Source organism: Shewanella basaltis (genome assembly GCF_023283885.1).
Classification (GTDB): Bacteria; Pseudomonadota; Gammaproteobacteria; order Enterobacterales; family Shewanellaceae; genus Shewanella; species Shewanella basaltis.
On record NZ_JAKILA010000003.1, the window covers coordinates 184300 to 201400 of the forward strand.

Genomic DNA, 17101 nt, shown 5'->3' on the forward strand with positions numbered 1-17101 from the left:
CCCGATTTAATTGTGTGTGCAAACATGATGTTGGCTCCTTGTTGTATGTTTTTTGTGCCATAGAACAATGTGTAAAGGCGCTTACGCCCTCAAGCCTTAAGTATCGCTGTCGATAGTTAAACCCTGATAGATTGAACATGGCTAGCAGGTCATTTGCATCATTGCAGGCTGACCAATGGCCTTGTGGTGTTTAACTCACCGATCTTTTGGGGGCCGTAAGGCGTTGTTCAGATTGCCAATGATTGGCGATTGATACTTTGGCAAAGCTAGGCGCTAACATGGGTTTGTTTAAAATAATGTCAGCCGCGCGCTCCGCCACCATAATGGTAGGCGAGTTTAAGTTACCGTTTGGAATGGTCGGGAAGATAGAGGAATCAACCACTCTTAGGCCTTTAATGCCATGTACTTTGGTGTTTGAGTCGACAACCGCCATTTGATCTTCACCCATTTTGCATGAGCAAGAAGGGTGGTAAGCACTCTCAACTGATCTGCGTACAAACGCATCGATTTGCTCGTCAGTTTGTATGGCTAAGCCTGGCTGAATTTCTTCACCACGGTATTCATCTAATGCTGGTTGATTAATGATCTCGCGGGTGAGTCGAACACATGCTCTAAAGCCTTCAATATCATCCTGATGAGATAAATAATTAAACTGAATTTGTGGCGCCACCTTGGCGTCATTTGACACTACAGTGACCGCGCCACGACTTTTTGGCTTGTTGTGGCCAATGTGCACCTGGAATCCATGGCCTGCAAAGGCTTCTTTACCGTCATAACGCATTGCTGCAGGTAAAAAATGGTATTGCAGATCTGGCCACTCCAGCCCAGGTTTTGAACGAATAAAGCCACAAGACTCAAAGTGATTTGTTGCGCCTAAACCTGATTTATTTAAAATCCAACGAGTACCAATGAATAATTTATTCAATGGGTCTAATTTGCCGTTGAGCGAAATTGGTTTTAAGCACTTAAATTGAAAATAAAACTCTAAGTGGTCCTGCAGGTTTTGACCCACGCCGGGTAAGTGATGAACAGGTTCAATGCCCGCGTCAATAAGGGTTTGTTTGTCACCAATGCCTGACAACTGCAAAATGTGCGGCGAACCAATTGAGCCAGCCGACAACACCACCTCTTTATTGCAATGTACATCAATCATTTGGCCTTTACGTTCGTAACGCACACCCATTGCCGTTTTGCCTTGCATCATCACCTTGTGCACTAGTGCATGCGTCACAACGGTTAAGTTGTCTCGCTTCATTGCTGGGCGAAGGTAGGCGTTTGCAGTTGACCAACGCACACCGTTTTTAACTGTCATGTGCATTGGGCCAAAGCCTTCTTGCTGACTGGCGTTGTAATCTTCAGTGGCTAAATATCCGGCATCAACACCTGCATCAATAAAGGCCTGATATAACGGGTTTTTCATCTCGTTACCGTTATTGACGGCCAGTGGGCCTGAGTCGCCACGATATTCGTTAGGGCTAAACGCCCATGTTTCTGCCTTTTTAAAATACGGTAAGCAGTGGGCATAGTTCCAATCTTTAGCGCCATGTTGTTGCCATTCGTCAAAATCACGGGCATGACCACGCACATACACCATGCCGTTAATTGACGATGAGCCGCCCAACACTTTACCGCGAGGGCAGTGCATACGGCGATTATCTAGATGTGGCTCAGCTTGGGTTTCAAACTGCCAGGCGTACTTTTTAGTGTTCATCGGGATAGAAAGGGCGGTTGGCATTTGAATAAAAATACTTTTATCGCTACCACCGGTTTCTAAAATTAACACTTTATTGTCTTGGTTTTCCGTTAAGCGGTTGGCTAATACACAACCCGCACTACCGGCGCCAACAATAATATAATCATATTGATGAGAATTGCCTTTAGACATTAATTGAGTCACTCCTAAAATGGGCTTTCAAGTGGCTGCATGCCAACATAAACGGCTTTAATTTGAGTGTAGGCTTTTAATGTTTCGCTGCCGTTTTCGCGGCCGATCCCCGACATTTTATAACCACCAACGGGCATTTCAGCTGGGGAGGCACCATAGGCATTAATCCAACAAATACCCGCCTCAAGTTGATGTATCACTCGGTGAGCGCGGGTGATGTCTTGGGTAAATACTCCAGCGGCAAGGCCTAAGTGGGTGTTGTTTGCTCGTTGAATCACTTCTTGTTCGTCTTCAAACGTAAACACAGACATCACAGGGCCAAAAATCTCTTCTTTGGCAATGGTCATATCATCGGTGCAATGGGTGAAAATGGTCGGCGCAACAAAAAATCCATGAGGTGCATTATCGGGCTGTAATGCTGTGCCACCTGTTAGTAAGGTCGCCCCTTCTTTTTGGCCTATCGCAATGTACTCAAGCACTTTTTGTTGATGCGAACGTGAAATCAATGCACCAAAGTTGGTTGCTGCGTCCATAGGGTCGCCGCACACAATATTATTTTCAGTACGCTGCTTTAAACGTTCAATAAAGTGGGGGTACATGCTTTTTTGTACAAATACGCGGGTGCCATTGGTGCATACTTCACCTTGGGTGTAAAAGTTGGCCAACATGGCAGCAGACACAGCGTTTTCGACATCGGCATCATCAAAGATGATTAACGGTGATTTACCGCCAAGTTCCATTGTCACTTCTTTTAAACTGCTTGACGCTGCAGCCATGACTTTGGTGCCAGTACTGACTTCGCCTGTAAACGATACTTTGGCGATGTCATCGTGGGTCGTTAACCATGCACCGACACGGCCATCACCCTGTACTACGTTAAATACACCGTCAGGTACACCAGCCTGGGTGAATATTTCGGCTAATCGCATGGCACCGCGTGGGGTTTCTTCAGACGGTTTAAAAATCATGACATTGCCACATGCGAGTGCTGGCGCCGCTTTCCAACATGCAATTTGCAATGGGTAGTTCCATGCACCAATACCTGCGCAAATGCCTAATGGTTCTCGGCGAGTGTAGTAAAAGTCATTGCCCACTGGTTGCTGGTTTCCTTCAATACTTGGGGCAAGGCCGGCAAAAAATTCAATTGAATCGGCACCCGTGACTACATCAACAACAGAAGCTTCTTGCCATGGCTTACCTGTGTCGAGCACCTCGCCAGCGGCAAGTTCATCATTGTGCTCACGTAATAACGCGACCGCTTTTAATAAAATTCGGCTGCGCTGCATTGGGGTCATTTTTGACCAAACCGCAAAGCCTGCTTTTGCACTGTCGATGGCAGCTTGCTTAACTGCATCTGTTGCAACTTCAACTAAATAACTGACACTGCCAGTAGCAGGGTTAATGACTTCGAAGGTTTCTCCACTGCCATTAGATATGTATTTACCGTGCACATAATTTTGATAAGTGACTAACGCTGACATTTAATTTCTCCGTGTTGCACAAGCACTGCCTCTATAAAGGCTTTCGATAGCGTCTGTGCTTGTTTAAATTCTTCGCTTGGGTTGGTGCTTAGGGCACTACGCAACCAAAAGCCATCAATGATAGCCGCAGTTTGCTTGGCAGCATTGACCGCATCAGCCTTAGGCAATAACTGTTTAAATGAGTAAAGCAAGTTGCTGTAAAGGCGTTGGTTGTTAATGTTTTGCAGTCTTGCTAATCCTGGGTCGTGCATCGCTTGAGACCAAAAGCTTAGCCAGGTTTTAGTGGCGGCATTCGACCGCTGTAGTTCAGTAAAGTTGGCTTCTACGATGATCGACAAACGTTCTGGTGCGGTTAATGTTTTGCCTGACGTTTTCGCCAGTAAGGCTTGCTTTAATTGCTCTAATAAGAATTTTAGCGTGGCTTCGATTAACCCTTGTTTTCCACCAAAGTAATGACTGATGATCCCTGATGACATTCCCGCTAAACCACTGATCGTATTGATGGTGGTGTGCTGTAATCCATGACGTTCAACAGACATTAATGTGGCATCGATGAGCTGTTGTTGTCTGACGTTTTTCATTGCAGGTCTTGGCATTAGTGTCATCCTTTTTTTTGGCTGAATCGTTATTAATTGAACGTTCAATTAATAACGATCATAATGATTAGTGATCTAACTATCAAGCAAATGTTTGATAGAGATCACTTGAATATGGTTGTTTTTCTGCTAAGAAATGCCTGATCAAAACTTTAAGTTACTGTAATTAATCTATTTAATTTATATTTGATCAGGTGTGTATTGAATGTGATGTTTTTAAAGGTTTTAGTGTAATTGATTTCAGGACTATCTATATGCGAGCACTAATGTTGGCATTGAAGATAAATGCAGACAGCCATAAACGTTTTTGAGTTATTGTCTGAAGTATGAGCGTAGATGCAACACACCATGGTTGGGCAAGTGTGCTCATTGGCTTTATATGGGCAGGGTATTTTTTGGCTAGTGTCAGCGAGGAGGCGTACTTTTGTGAATCAGCATAGATTACCGATGTGGTACTGGTCGCGATACCGTTGCACGTTAAGCAGTGATGACTTAAATCATTATGGTTAAAATAAGTGATGGTTAAAATAAGTGATGGCTAAAATAAGTGATTAATTTACGAGAATGTCAGGGCAGGCGGATGATTAATTGTCTTTCGAAGTCATACAACTCAGTTCAAGCCCTTTTAACACACGCCATAATGGAATGCTCAGACGATTTTGCTTTGCGTTCTCACAATTTAAAAGCAAGCAATCATAAGGCATAGCGACGCTTTAATTAAAAAAGGCTAGAAACATTCAGAGTGGCTACTTAGGCCAATCAGCACAAAAATGTGACCATGCTTACTGGTTAACACCGCTTATAACCTCGTTAGACATGTTTAAGGTAGAGCAACGACCTTGGTGCAATTTAAGCGTTGTTCTAAGCGAGTTTCTAGGCTATCTGCGATCTCTTATTTATCCAGATTAACCTGATCTCGGGATAAGGGATGAACTTATACTATTTAAAATCAACATGTTAACCATTCTCACTTTCAAGCTTGTTATTTGTTCTGCTAACAAGGCGAATTGACGCGTCAATCAGCCGATTGTAAGTCGATTCAACGCAGTGAGCAGGGCAAAGGACTGTTTGAAAGGCATTTATTATCCGAGCTCAGGTTGATTAACCTCAACTCTGGATAAGAGATGTATTTATAACGATATAAATCAATAGATTGACTAAAATCCACTGTCAAGCTTGTGATTTGTTTTGCTAACAAGGCGAATTAACGCGTCAATAGCTAGCCTATTGCAAGTTAATTCAACGCAGTGAGGAAGGCAAAGGACTGCTTGAAAGGCATTTATTATCCCAAGCTCAGGTTGATTAGTATGTGTAACGCGAAATGGTTTAAGTATGCTCACAAAGCCCAATAAAAAAATGCCGGTCAGTTAACTGACTGGCATTTTTGTGGCGAATACTTGTGCAATCAAGACAAGCCATTACAGATTATTGTATATTTTAGCGCTTTACCAAATACGCACACGTTGATCTTCTGGTAAATACAGCTTATCGCCCGGTTTAACATCAAATGCTTTGTACCATGCATCGTGGTTACGTGGTGCGAGTGCACGGTAACGGCCAGGTGCATGAGTACCTGCACGTAATTGACTTAACATGCTTTGCTCAGTGCGTTTTTCTTTCCACACTTGTGCCCAAGCCATAAAGAAGCGTTGGTCGCCAGTGGTACCGTCAATTATGGGCGCTTCTTTACCATTTAGGCTTAACTTGTAGGCATGGTATGCCATGGATAAGCCGCCCACATCACCTATATTTTCGCCGAGGCTATTGCGGCCGTTGACAAAATTATTAGGTAAAGGTTCGTAAGCACTATATTGTTGAGCAAGCATATCGGCTTTGGCTTCAAATGCTGCACGATCTTCGTCTGTCCACCAGTTTCGCTGGATACCGTGCGCATCTGATTTCGAACCCTGATCATCAAACCCATGACCCATTTCATGGCCTATTACTGCGCCGATACTGCCATAGTTAACCGCTGGATCTGCATTTGGATCAAAAAATGGTGGTTGTAAAATGGCCGCTGGGAACACAATTTCATTAAATGAGCTGTTGTAGTAAGCATTAACAAATTGCGGTGTCATACCCCAACGATTACGATCGGTTTTCTTCAGTTCGTTTGCCACGCTATCAGCTTGAAAAAACTCGCGTAACGAACGAATGTTACTGACTAGGTTATCTTTAGTGAGCGACAAGCCATCGTATTCTTGCCATACATCTGGATAACCAATTTTAGGGGTAAAAGCGGCGAGTTTTGCGTGTGCATTAACCTTGGTTTCTTCACCCATCCAATCTAGACCATCAATTCGTTGACCTAGTGCAGTACGTAGGTTTTCGACTAACTCTGCCATTTGTTGTTTAGATGATTCAGGGAAGTAACGAGCAACATAAACTTTACCGATTGCAAAGCCTAATGATTGTGTTCCAGACATTTGCTCAACAGCGCGTTTCCAACGTGGACGAGGCTCTTCTTGCCCATTAAGGACTTTTCCAAAAAAGGCAAAGTTACTGTTAAAGATATCGTCAGACAGTAATTCAGCATTATTGGTGATCGCATGGAAAGTTAAATAGTCTTTCCATACGTCGATAGGGCTATTATTGATTAACGAAATCATTGCATTAACAGGTTCTGGTTGTGCAATGTTAAGTTGTGGTACTTGATAACCCATTTGTTCAAAAAATAAATCCCAATTAAATCCTGGGTAGGTAGTCGCTAGTTCACTGCGCTTAATTTGATTTAAGGTTAAATCGCGATCGCGGCGTTTTTCTCTAGGCCATTGTCCTTCAGCAATTTGGGTTTCTAGGGCTAAAATCGCTTCGGCACGTTTTTGACCGTCTTTAATCCCGGCGTAGGCCATCATTGTGGCAATATGTTCTACATAGGCGGCTCTAATGTTAATAAAGCGCTCATCATCTTCTAAATAATATGAACGGTCAGGTAAACCTAGGCCACCAGCACCAATGGTTAATTCATATTGATCGGGGTCTAGTCGGTTAAACCACATGCCGCCGCCTAATGGTGAAGACACACCTGTTAGCCAACCTTGTCCAAATACTTTGGTTAAGTCGTCTGTGGTTTTAATCGCATTAATGTCATCTAACGTAGATTGTATAGCACTAATACCGCGCTTATTAATGGTGTCAGTGTCCATGTAGGCGTGATAGAAATCAGCAATCAGCTGTTCATCAGCGGTTAGATTGTCACGGCTGGCGATATCATCAATAATTGATTTAACTTGCTCTTCACTGCGTTCGGCAAGTACAGCAAATGCACCGTAACGGGTTTTATCAGCTGGCATTTCAAAATTGTCATACCAAGTACCACTCGTGTACATAAAGAAATCATCACCGGGTTTAATGGCTTCATTACGCGCGGACAAATCAATACCAAATGTACCGAGTTCAGCTTTAGCGACAGGAGCAGGTTGCACTGCTGCTTTACTGACGTCTGCGGTTTTTTGCGCGTCATTATCACTACAAGCCGTCAGCATTACAGCTGTTAATGCGATAGAAATTAAGGATTTATTCATTGTGAGCTTATTTCCTTTTTATATTTTTACTGTGTTGTTTGCTAAACCATCATCTAAGAATGACAAAATTTGTCAACGTTGAAATTGTGAGTAAATATAAGTGAACATCAATAGTAGTTTAGCTATTTTGATTAAATTGAGCTTAAAAATCAATATTATACCATTCCGCGTTAGCAAGTATTCTCTCAGCGAGAATTTAAAAGGACTTAAACAAGGCGAATCACTGAATGAATAGTGATTCTCTTTCGAAGTCATGCAACGCAGTATAAGCCCTTTTAAAACTCGCCTGAAAGGAATGCCCCAGCCGCTTTTGCTTTACGTTCTCGCTATTTTAAAGGGAACACCATTACTGCATAGCGACGCCTTAATCAAAAATCGCTGGACGCATACTGAGTGGTCACTTATTAATGCGGAATGGTATTAATACCAATCCTTATTAAAATGTGATCGATTTTAAATGCTAATGCGGATTGGTATATTCACCTGAATTTGGATAATGGCTGTCATTCAAATAATAAAGGCAAAACGTTGAACGCTGGGTTGTTCTATACAATGAAAAGGCCTTATATCGCTATAAGGCCTTTTGCACAATGCGACGGCGACTAATGATTACGCGTTTTGTACCACTACTTTTTTAGCATTGCCATTGCCTGTGCGCGCTGCGTAGACCAGTAATACACCAACTATTAACACAACAGAACCACACAACAAGAACATGAGGCGCCCTGTAGGCTCGTTAGGTATTAACGCCATAACAAGCACACCAAAGCCTGCTACCGTTATTAAATTACCGAGCATTGAACGCTGTTTAGTGTCTAGGGTTTGCTGATCTTCACTGTCTGCAATGACCGGAGTGTTCCAGTTAATAAATAACTCATCGACTTCTTTTTCACGTTCTGGTGTTAACCCCTTATAAAACAGCATGGTTAAGAAGAAGAATCCGCCAGTGAAAATAACGTGAGCCGCTAAGCTTAACCCAACTTTTAAGTCAGACCATTCTCTATCGGTTAATGGAGTATCTAAACCAAAAATGGCTTCAAATTGCCCTGCGGTAAGCGCAATACCAAATACATAGGACACAACACCACCAATAATTAGGGTTGTCCAACCTGACCAATCTGGCGTTTTACGTATCCACATACCCAATAACACAGGGATTAGCATTGGGAAACCGATTAACGCTCCCACGTTAAGTACAATATCAAATAGACTTAAATGGCTCAGAGAGTTAATAAATAAACCAATTAAAATCATAATTACACCCATCACCACAGTCGTAATTTTACTGACGGTGACTAACTCTTTTTGTGAGGCGTGTTCGCGTAAAATAGGCGAGTAAAAGTTACACACAAATATACCCGCATTACGATTTAGCCCTGAGTCCATCGACGACATGGTTGCTGCAAACATGGCCGACATTAATAGGCCAACCATACCTGCTGGCATGACTTCTTGCACAAAAGCTAAATAGGCGGCGTCGCCTGCTTTGTCGCCCATTGAGGCATATTGCAGTGCAAAGTCAGGCATAAATGCGCTCACATACCAAGGCGGTAAAAACCAAATTAACGGTCCTACAACCATTAATATGCAGGCGAGGGCCGCCGCTTTTTTAGCATTTTCGCTGTCTTTGGCACATAAGTAACGGTACGCGTTAATACTGTTGTTCATTACTCCAAACTGTTTAACGAAGATAAATACCACCCAAAGTATAAATACACTGACATAATTTAAGTCGTTACCTAACATAAAGTTGCCGTGAAACTTATCGATAATATTACCGATCCCGCCGCCATAAAAATAAGCGGCAATCGCGCAGGTGATGGTAACAGCCATGATGACGATCATTTGCATAAAGTCAGAGGCAACAACAGCCCATGACCCGCCTGTAACCGACATAACCACTAATACGGCGCCAGTGACGATAATGGTGGTTTCCATTGGAATATCAAACACGGCTGACACAAAAATAGCCAAACCGTTTAGCCAAATTCCAGCAGAAATCAGTGAGTCGGGCATACCCGCCCAAGTGAAGAATTGCTCTGATGTTTTACCAAAACGCTGGCGAATCGCTTCAATTGCAGTGACGACTCTAAGTTGTCTAAATTTAGGTGCAAAGTAGAGGTAATTCATTAAGTAACCAAAGGCGTTGGCTAAAAATAAAATTACTACGACAAATCCGTCTGAGAAAGCACGACCTGCCGCTCCGGTAAAGGTCCATGCGCTAAATTGTGTCATGAAAGCGGTGGCCCCAACCATCCACCATAACATTTTGCCACCACCTCTGAAGTAATCGCTAGTGGATGTGGTGAACTTTCTGAACATCCAGCCAATGGCAATTAAGAAGAAAAAATAGGCAAGGACGACAAGCATATCAATAGTCATGATTTAGCCTCGATATATAAAACGCTAATTTTTGTGTTAACAACGTTAACCGCGAAAAAAATGACCATAGGCTATATGGTCATATTGTATTTATTTTGATTTATTTATATGTGCAACAGCAATTTGCACTAAACGGCCAATCTCATCCCACTGCCCAGCGTCAATCAACTGGGTTGGCACCATCCAGGTTCCTCCGCAGGCAAGCACGGCAGGTATATCAAGATATGAATCGATATTAGCTAAGTTAACCCCGCCAGTTGGCATAAACTTAACTGGGTACACGGCGGTTAGGGCTTTAAGCATGTTCACACCACCAGATGGCTCGGCAGGGAAAAACTTCAATGTTCTAAGTCCCATTTCCATGGCTTGTTCAACTAAACTTGGGTTATTGACGCCTGGCACAATTGGCATGCCTTTATCTAGGCAATGTTGTACAACACGTGGATTAAAGCCAGGGCTTACAATAAAATCAACGCCCGCTTCAATGGCTTGATCAGCTTGTTCTGGGGTTAAAATGGTTCCTGCACCAATAAACATAAAAGGAAACGCTTTACGCATTGCTTTAATGGCATCGGCTGCACATTCTGTTCTAAATGTCACCTCAGCGCTTGGCATGCCGTTATCAATTAATACCCGTGCAAGTGGCACAGCATCGTCGGTGCTATTAATGGCAATTACGGGGATGAGTTTATGTTTCGCTAATAAATCATTCATCAAAGTCATGGTATTCTCGAGGCTAATTACAATTGGATTTCTGGCATGGCGACCACTGGAATAATGGCGCCTGGATATTGAATTACTGTACTTGCCATCATGTGACCAGCAGATGCGGCTTGTGTTGCACTACCGTGGCAAAGACGTTTAGCTAAAAAGCCAGCGTTAAAAGAGTCACCCGCAGCAGTGGTGTCAATAATGTTTGATACTGGGGTTGCAGCAACATAATTGGTTTGGTTGTTTTCAATTACGATGCAATCTTCAGCGCCTCTTTTAATGATGAGTTCTTTTACGCCTAACGCTTGAGTACGCGTGATACATTGTTGAACATCAGTGTCTTCATATAACTGTATTTCGTCATCGAAGGTTAATAGTGCAATGTCGGTTAATGCTAATGCTTTTTGATACTCGGTCATCGTTTGTGCTTTATTTAGCCACAGTCTTGGACGATAGTTATTATCGAAAATAACCTTACCGCCTCGCTCTTTGAATGCTTTCAGCACTGAAAATAATTTTGCTCGGCCAGTTTCAGTTAAAATGGCTAGGGTAATACCAGTGATTAGCAGGTAATCATAAGTGAGCAATTGCTCAGCAAGATGCTCTGATTCGGGTTGATCAAACATATACTTAGCAGCAGAATCATTACGCCAGTAATGAAAGCTTCGCTCGCCAGTGTCATCGGTTTCTATGTAATACAATCCCGGGTTTTTATGAGCGAGCTGTAAAACTAAACTGGTGTCGATGCCTTCTGTTTGCCATGCTGCTAACATTTGTTCACTGAATGAGTCGTAACCCAATGCCGTTACATAGCTCGTAGTGATTGATTGAGATTTGGTTAAACGTGCTAAATACAATGCGGTGTTGAGTGTGTCACCACCAAAAGCTTGTTTTAATCCGCTCAATTTTTTTTGAAGCTCAACCATACATTCGCCAATAATTGCAATTTTCAATGGTTTCATGCTGTTACCTTATAATGAGTCTGAATTACTTTAAAAAGTCTTCACGCGCAGGAGAAAACATATCGAGCAAAATACTGTCTTGCTCTAATGCGACGGCACCGTGCATAAGGTGTTTGCGAGCAATATATGCGTCGCCGGCTTTAAGCACTTGCTTTTTGCCATCGACTTCAGCTTCAAAGCTGCCACGAATGACATAACCTATTTGATCGTGAATTTCGTGCGCATGCACATAGCCAATCGCGCCTTTATCAAAATTTAAATGCACAGCCATTAGTTCATCTGTGTAGCCGACGATTTTGCGTTTAATACCGTCGCCTAACTCTTCCCAAGGGTGATCATCAGCTTTAAAAAAAGGATTCATTTTCGTTCTCCAACTGCTTTTTATGTTGCCTTCATTATACAAATAATAAACATTAAATACATATTGTAATACAATAAGATCTTACCAATGTGATCCAAATCGGTAATAAATAAATAAAACCATTTAAAAACATGCATTTGCATTTAAAAATAAATTTGAATAAGTTTATAAGATTTAAATAAATACACTACTTTGAGAGTAAATGTGACAAAAATCATTGTTAACAAGTCTATTTGTATGACAATATTGTCATACAGATTTTGATTTGAAAAAGATTAGATATCAGCCAAAAGGTAAACACTATGACCATATCAACGCCCATTTTACTTACGCAGGCAGAAATAGCCGATTTACGTAAAGAGTTTGGACGCACAAGTTTGATGGGGAAAACAATAGCTGCCCATATAAATGAACTGCAAGATTTTATGCGTTTGCCAATAGATGTGCCTGGGCACGGTGAAGCAGGTGGTTATGAACATAACCGACACAAGCAAAACTACACCTATATGAATTTAGCGGGTCGGTTGTTTTTAATCACCGAGCAGCAACAATATGCAGATTTTGTTATTGCTTTATTAGAAGAGTATGCAGATAAATACTTAACGTTTGATTTTCATGTACAAAAAAATACTAATCCAACAGGGCGTTTATTCCACCAGATATTAAATGAACATTGTTGGTTATTGTACACAAGCCTTGCCTATTCTTGTGTGTCTCAGGTGATGACCCCAGCACAACGTACCCGAATAGAAAGCCAACTATTTGAACCTATGTTAGAGATGTTTACGGTTAAGTATGCCCATGACTTTGACCGCATTCACAATCATGGCATTTGGGCGGTTGCTGCCGTGGGTATTTGTGGTTTAGCCATTGGTAAGCGCGAATACCTCGACATGGCAGTGTACGGATTAGCGCGTAATGACACCGGGGGCTTTCTGGCCCAAATATCGCAATTATTTGCACCTTCAGGTTATTACATGGAGGGACCTTATTATCATCGTTATGCAATCCGTCCTACCTGTTTATTTGCTGAAGTGCTCAATCGCCACATGCCAGAAGTCGACATTTATCAATATAAAGATAAGGTTATTGGTAATACGGTTAAGGCGTTGCTGTCTACTGCCTATCCTAACGGACAATTTCCTGCGTTAAACGATGCCTCCAGAACCATGTCAATTACCGATATGGGCGTACAGGTGGCTGTCAGTGTTTACTGTAAACATTATGGTATAGACGATAACTTATTAGGCATGGCAAAAATTCAAGACCGAGTGTGGATGCATCCTTGTGGATTGGCATTATCTCGTGCATTTGAACAGACACAAGCACAATCAGACATAGGTATTCCATTTTGGCCAAGTGTGGAATTAAATGAAGGCCCTGATGGCACTCATGGTGCGCAAGGTTTTATCCGCATGCAGGATAAAAAAGGCGATGTGTCGCAATTGGTCATGAACTATGGTCAACATGGTATGGGGCACGGTAATTTTGACACGTTAGGGATCACTTTCTTTAACCGCGGTCAAGAAGTGCTGCGAGAATATGGCTTTGCCCGTTGGGTCAATGTTGAGCCTAAATTTGGTGGGCGTTATCTTGACGAAAACAAATCTTATGCTCGGCAAACCATTGCCCATAATGCCGTGACCGTGGATGAAAAATGTCAGAATGAGTTTAACGTTGAACGCGCCGACAGCGTACACGGTTTGCCACACTTTTTTAGTGTCGACAGTGATGTTATTGCCGGCATGAGTGCTTTTGCTAACCAACATTATGATGGTTTGTCTATGCAAAGAAGCGTATTTATGCTGGCTTTGCCGGAACTTGAATCGCCGCTATTAATTGACCTATATCGTTTAGCGGGTGACGGCGAGCACCAGTATGACTATTCGCATCAATATGACGGTCAGATTATTCGTACTAACTTTGATTATGTATGTCATCAAGAAGTGTCGACTCTAGGTCATGATAATGGATATCAGCATTTGTGGCATATCGCTTCGGGTAAACCCAGTGGTACAGCTCTTGTCAGTTGGCTGCAACAGCAAACGTATTACACCTGGCTAGGCACTAGCAGTAATGAACATAGCGAAATTGTCTTTACCCGTACAGGAGCAAATGACCCAAGCTTTAACCTTCGTAGCGAACCGGCTTTTATCTACCGCACTCAAGGTCAATCGACCTTACTTGCCTCGGTACTTGAAACCCATGGTTATTTTAATGAAGAGTTTGAACAGTCGGTTAATGCTCGCGGTAAAGTAAGCAATATCAAAGTAATAGGGCATGATGAGTATACATCAGTTATTGAAATCACCACATCAGAATCAACTGTTACGTTAATGGTAAGTAATCAGTTATCTACACCAACAAGTGAGCACAGCGTCACCTTTAATCATAAAACATATCAATTTAGCGGCCATTATGCTGTCGAGATTACTGCAATAAAGCAGGAGAAATAACATGAGTTACCAACCTTTATTATTAAATTTTGATGAAGCAGCACAACTGCGACAGTCGTTAAACACCGAGACACTACTAGGTAAAGCATTGGCTCGAGATATTGCCCAAACAGATGATTACATTGTCACAGTAGGGATTGAGGTGCCAGGCCATGGCGAAGGCGGCGGTTATGAACATAACCGTCACAAGCAAAATTACATTCACATGGATTTAGCAGGGCGATTATTTTTAATCACCCAAGATGATAAATACCGAAACTACATTGTTGATATGTTGACCGCTTATGCCACTGTGTACCCCACACTGGAAAGTAATGTCAGCCGTGACAGTAATCCACCAGGTAAACTGTTCCACCAAACATTAAACGAAAACATGTGGATGCTGTACGCATCGTGTGCTTATAGCTGTATTTATCACACGTTGGACGAAACCCAAAAACGCCATATAGAAGACAACTTACTTAAACAAATGATCGATATGTTTGTGGTGACCTACGCACATGATTTTGACATTATTCATAATCATGGCTTGTGGGCCGTGGCCGCAGTGGGCATTTGTGGTTATGCAATTAACGATCAAGCATCGGTAGATAAAGCACTCTATGGGCTTAAATTAGATAAAGTCAGTGGCGGCTTTTTAGCGCAATTAGACCAATTGTTTTCACCCGACGGTTACTACATGGAAGGCCCTTACTACCATCGTTTCTCGTTACGTCCAATTTACCTTTTTGCCGAAGCCATTGAGCGTCGCCAGCCCGACATTGGGATTTACCAATTTAACAATTCTGTGATTAAAACCACCTCATATGCGGTAATGTCAACGGCGTTCCCTGATGGCACCTTACCCGCGCTTAATGATTCATCGAAAACCATCAGTATTAATGATGAAGGTGTGATCATGGCCACCAGCGTTTGTTATCACCGTTATGAGCAAAACGATACGTTATTAAGCATGGCAAGCCATCAACAAGATGTGTGGGTACATATTTCTGGGTTAACCCTATCTAATGCAGTAAACGACACCAAAGACATTAAACCTTTTAGTTGGGGCAGTTTGTTTGTAACCGACGGCCCAGAAGGTGAAAAGGGCGGCGTTGGTATTTTGCGTCATCGCGATGCTAAAAACGACGATACCATGGCACTGATTTGGTTTGGTCAACATGGCAGCGATCATCAATACCATTCCGCACTCGACCACGGCCATTATGATGGTTTGCACCTCAGTGTGTTTAATCGTGGCCAAGAAGTGTTGCACGATTATGGTTTTGGTCGTTGGGTAAACGTAGAGCCTAAATTTGGTGGCCGTTATATTCCAGAAAACAAATCATATTGCAAGCAAACGGTGGCTCACAACACGGTAACAGTGGATCAAAAAACGCAAAATAATTTTGATACTGCCAGAGCTGAATCTAAATTTGGCCAAAAACATTTTTTCAAAGCAGATGACTCAAGTTTGCAGGGCATGAGCGGCCGTATTGCAGATTATTATGACGGCACAGAAATGCAGCGAACGATTATTGTTGCAGACATTGCCGAATTTGAAAAACCATTAGTAATTGATGTGTATCGTATTGTGGCCGATAAACCACATCAATACGATTTACCAATGCATCATTCTGGGCAAATTATTCGCACTGATTTTGAATACCAAACCCAATCGACGTTAAAACCACTTGGCGCCGATAATGGTTATCAGCACCTGTGGCATGTTGCATCTGGCAATGTGAGTGGCAGTAGTTTGGTGAGTTGGTTACACGGAAATAGCTATTACAGCCTAGTGGCCAGTGCAACGGCAAACAGTGAAGTGATATTTGCACGCACAGGCGCAAACGATCCTGACTTTAACTTACGCAGTGAACCGGCATTTATTTTACGTCAATCAGGGCAAAATCATGTGTTTGCTTCTGTATTAGAAACCCACGGTTATTTTAACGAATCGATTGAGGCTTCTGTTGGCGCACGTGGTTTAGTGAGCAAGGTTGAAGTGCTTGGCCATAATGACAACGCCACCGTGATCAACGTCAGTACAACAAGTGGCAAGAACTATGTGGTGGCTATTTCGAATTTGACTGGAGAAGCATTAGAGGCTCAGCATTGCGTTGAGTTTAATGGCAACCGTTATCAATGGCAGGGGCCATTTGCTGTTTTGTAAAACTAACGCCTTAATTAGGGCCTGTCTGACATGGTTATTTTATAGCGTAACGGAAAAAGGTTGAACAAAGATGTTCAACCTTTTTTGTCACTATGCAATATTGATGTGTCAGCGACAAGCGTTACAAACTAACCTGAATATAATCGCTAGCCACTATTTTATTGTTGTTACTGCCGCACACCACTAAGGGGGTTCATTACCTTAATCATCCCTGTCTTAAACAGTCATTCAATCCCAACATCACCAGAATTATCCGGCAAACGGTGATTGAGATCGGTTGTGAATGTTTTTGTTTGCGCAAAACCGGTGCCGGGATACTGAATCAAAATCATGATGTGATGTTCAACATGCACATAACAACTAAATAATTCGTCAAAGTTTATGCATTCCTGGTGGCTGGGGCGTGGACGATTAAATTGGTTTCTCACCAAATTAGCTGAGATGCATTATCGCGTTGTAATACATTTTTAGCTTGATTTCATATTGGGGTAGGGACGTCATAATGTAAAATGATGACCTAATATCATGTGGCGCCCGTTTAGATAATAAAGTGTTAAGGCATGTGTTTTGAACCATTAATGTGACCAACAA

10 protein-coding genes are annotated in these 17101 nt (G+C 42.3%); 2 read left to right on the plus strand and 8 right to left on the minus strand.

What is annotated here, in order from left to right:
• Positions 1–190: 190 nt before the first annotated feature.
• The 8 genes from betA to L2703_RS04080 all read right to left on the minus strand — a co-directional run bounded on the left by betA (position 191) and on the right by L2703_RS04080 (position 11902).
• Positions 191–1885, minus strand: a complete 1695-nt coding sequence (gene betA / locus L2703_RS04045; RefSeq protein ID WP_248969852.1) for a choline dehydrogenase — start codon at positions 1883–1885, stop codon at positions 191–193.
• 14 nt (positions 1886–1899) lie between these two features.
• Positions 1900–3366: a betaine-aldehyde dehydrogenase gene (gene betB, locus L2703_RS04050; protein WP_248969853.1), complete on the minus strand. Its 1467-nt coding sequence runs from the start codon at positions 3364–3366 to the stop codon at positions 1900–1902.
• Entirely contained in the window at positions 3354–3962 is a 609-nt protein-coding gene (gene betI, locus L2703_RS04055; RefSeq protein ID WP_248969854.1) for a transcriptional regulator BetI, read from the minus strand. The genes betB and betI overlap by 13 nt, the downstream gene beginning before the upstream one ends.
• Before the next feature lie 1445 nt (positions 3963–5407).
• Positions 5408–7486, minus strand: a complete 2079-nt coding sequence (locus tag L2703_RS04060; RefSeq protein WP_248969855.1) for a M13 family metallopeptidase — start codon at positions 7484–7486, stop codon at positions 5408–5410.
• A gap of 609 nt (positions 7487–8095) precedes the next feature.
• Positions 8096–9868, minus strand: a complete 1773-nt coding sequence (locus L2703_RS04065) for a sodium:solute symporter family protein (RefSeq protein ID WP_248969856.1) — start codon at positions 9866–9868, stop codon at positions 8096–8098.
• Between the two features lie 90 nt (positions 9869–9958).
• The gene (locus tag L2703_RS04070) at positions 9959–10591 is read right to left on the minus strand and encodes a bifunctional 4-hydroxy-2-oxoglutarate aldolase/2-dehydro-3-deoxy-phosphogluconate aldolase (protein WP_248969857.1); all 633 of its coding nucleotides are present in this window, start codon (positions 10589–10591) and stop codon (positions 9959–9961) included.
• Between the two features lie 17 nt (positions 10592–10608).
• Positions 10609–11541 carry a 2-dehydro-3-deoxygluconokinase gene (gene kdgK, locus L2703_RS04075; protein WP_248969858.1) on the minus strand — a complete coding sequence of 311 codons (933 nt, stop codon included), beginning with the start codon at positions 11539–11541 and terminating at the stop codon, positions 10609–10611.
• Positions 11542–11566: 25 nt separating this feature from the next.
• Positions 11567–11902 (minus strand): cupin domain-containing protein, encoded by a 336-nt coding sequence (locus L2703_RS04080; protein ID WP_248969859.1) that lies wholly within the window; start codon positions 11900–11902, stop codon positions 11567–11569.
• Positions 11903–12204: 302 nt separating this feature from the next.
• Between L2703_RS04080 and L2703_RS04085 the strand changes: the two genes are divergently transcribed.
• The gene (locus L2703_RS04085) at positions 12205–14358 is read left to right on the plus strand and encodes a heparinase II/III domain-containing protein (protein WP_248969860.1); all 2154 of its coding nucleotides are present in this window, start codon (positions 12205–12207) and stop codon (positions 14356–14358) included.
• Position 14359: 1 nt separating this feature from the next.
• Positions 14360–16510, plus strand: coding sequence for a heparinase II/III domain-containing protein (locus tag L2703_RS04090; RefSeq protein WP_248969861.1), 2151 nt, complete (start codon positions 14360–14362; stop codon positions 16508–16510).
• The last annotated feature ends 591 nt before the right edge of the window (positions 16511–17101 follow it).

Coding starts and splice junctions, on each gene's coding strand:
- L2703_RS04070 (WP_248969857.1), bottom strand. CDS start 10,591: ATGACTTTGATGAATGATTTATTAGCGAAACATAAACTCATCCCCGTA.
- betB (WP_248969853.1), bottom strand. CDS start 3,366: ATGTCAGCGTTAGTCACTTATCAAAATTATGTGCACGGTAAATACATA.
- L2703_RS04090 (WP_248969861.1), top strand. CDS start 14,360: ATGAGTTACCAACCTTTATTATTAAATTTTGATGAAGCAGCACAACTG.
- L2703_RS04060 (WP_248969855.1), bottom strand. CDS start 7,486: ATGAATAAATCCTTAATTTCTATCGCATTAACAGCTGTAATGCTGACG.
- L2703_RS04080 (WP_248969859.1), bottom strand. CDS start 11,902: ATGAATCCTTTTTTTAAAGCTGATGATCACCCTTGGGAAGAGTTAGGC.
- L2703_RS04085 (WP_248969860.1), top strand. CDS start 12,205: ATGACCATATCAACGCCCATTTTACTTACGCAGGCAGAAATAGCCGAT.
- betI (WP_248969854.1), bottom strand. CDS start 3,962: ATGCCAAGACCTGCAATGAAAAACGTCAGACAACAACAGCTCATCGAT.
- kdgK (WP_248969858.1), bottom strand. CDS start 11,541: ATGAAACCATTGAAAATTGCAATTATTGGCGAATGTATGGTTGAGCTT.
- L2703_RS04065 (WP_248969856.1), bottom strand. CDS start 9,868: ATGACTATTGATATGCTTGTCGTCCTTGCCTATTTTTTCTTCTTAATT.
- betA (WP_248969852.1), bottom strand. CDS start 1,885: ATGTCTAAAGGCAATTCTCATCAATATGATTATATTATTGTTGGCGCC.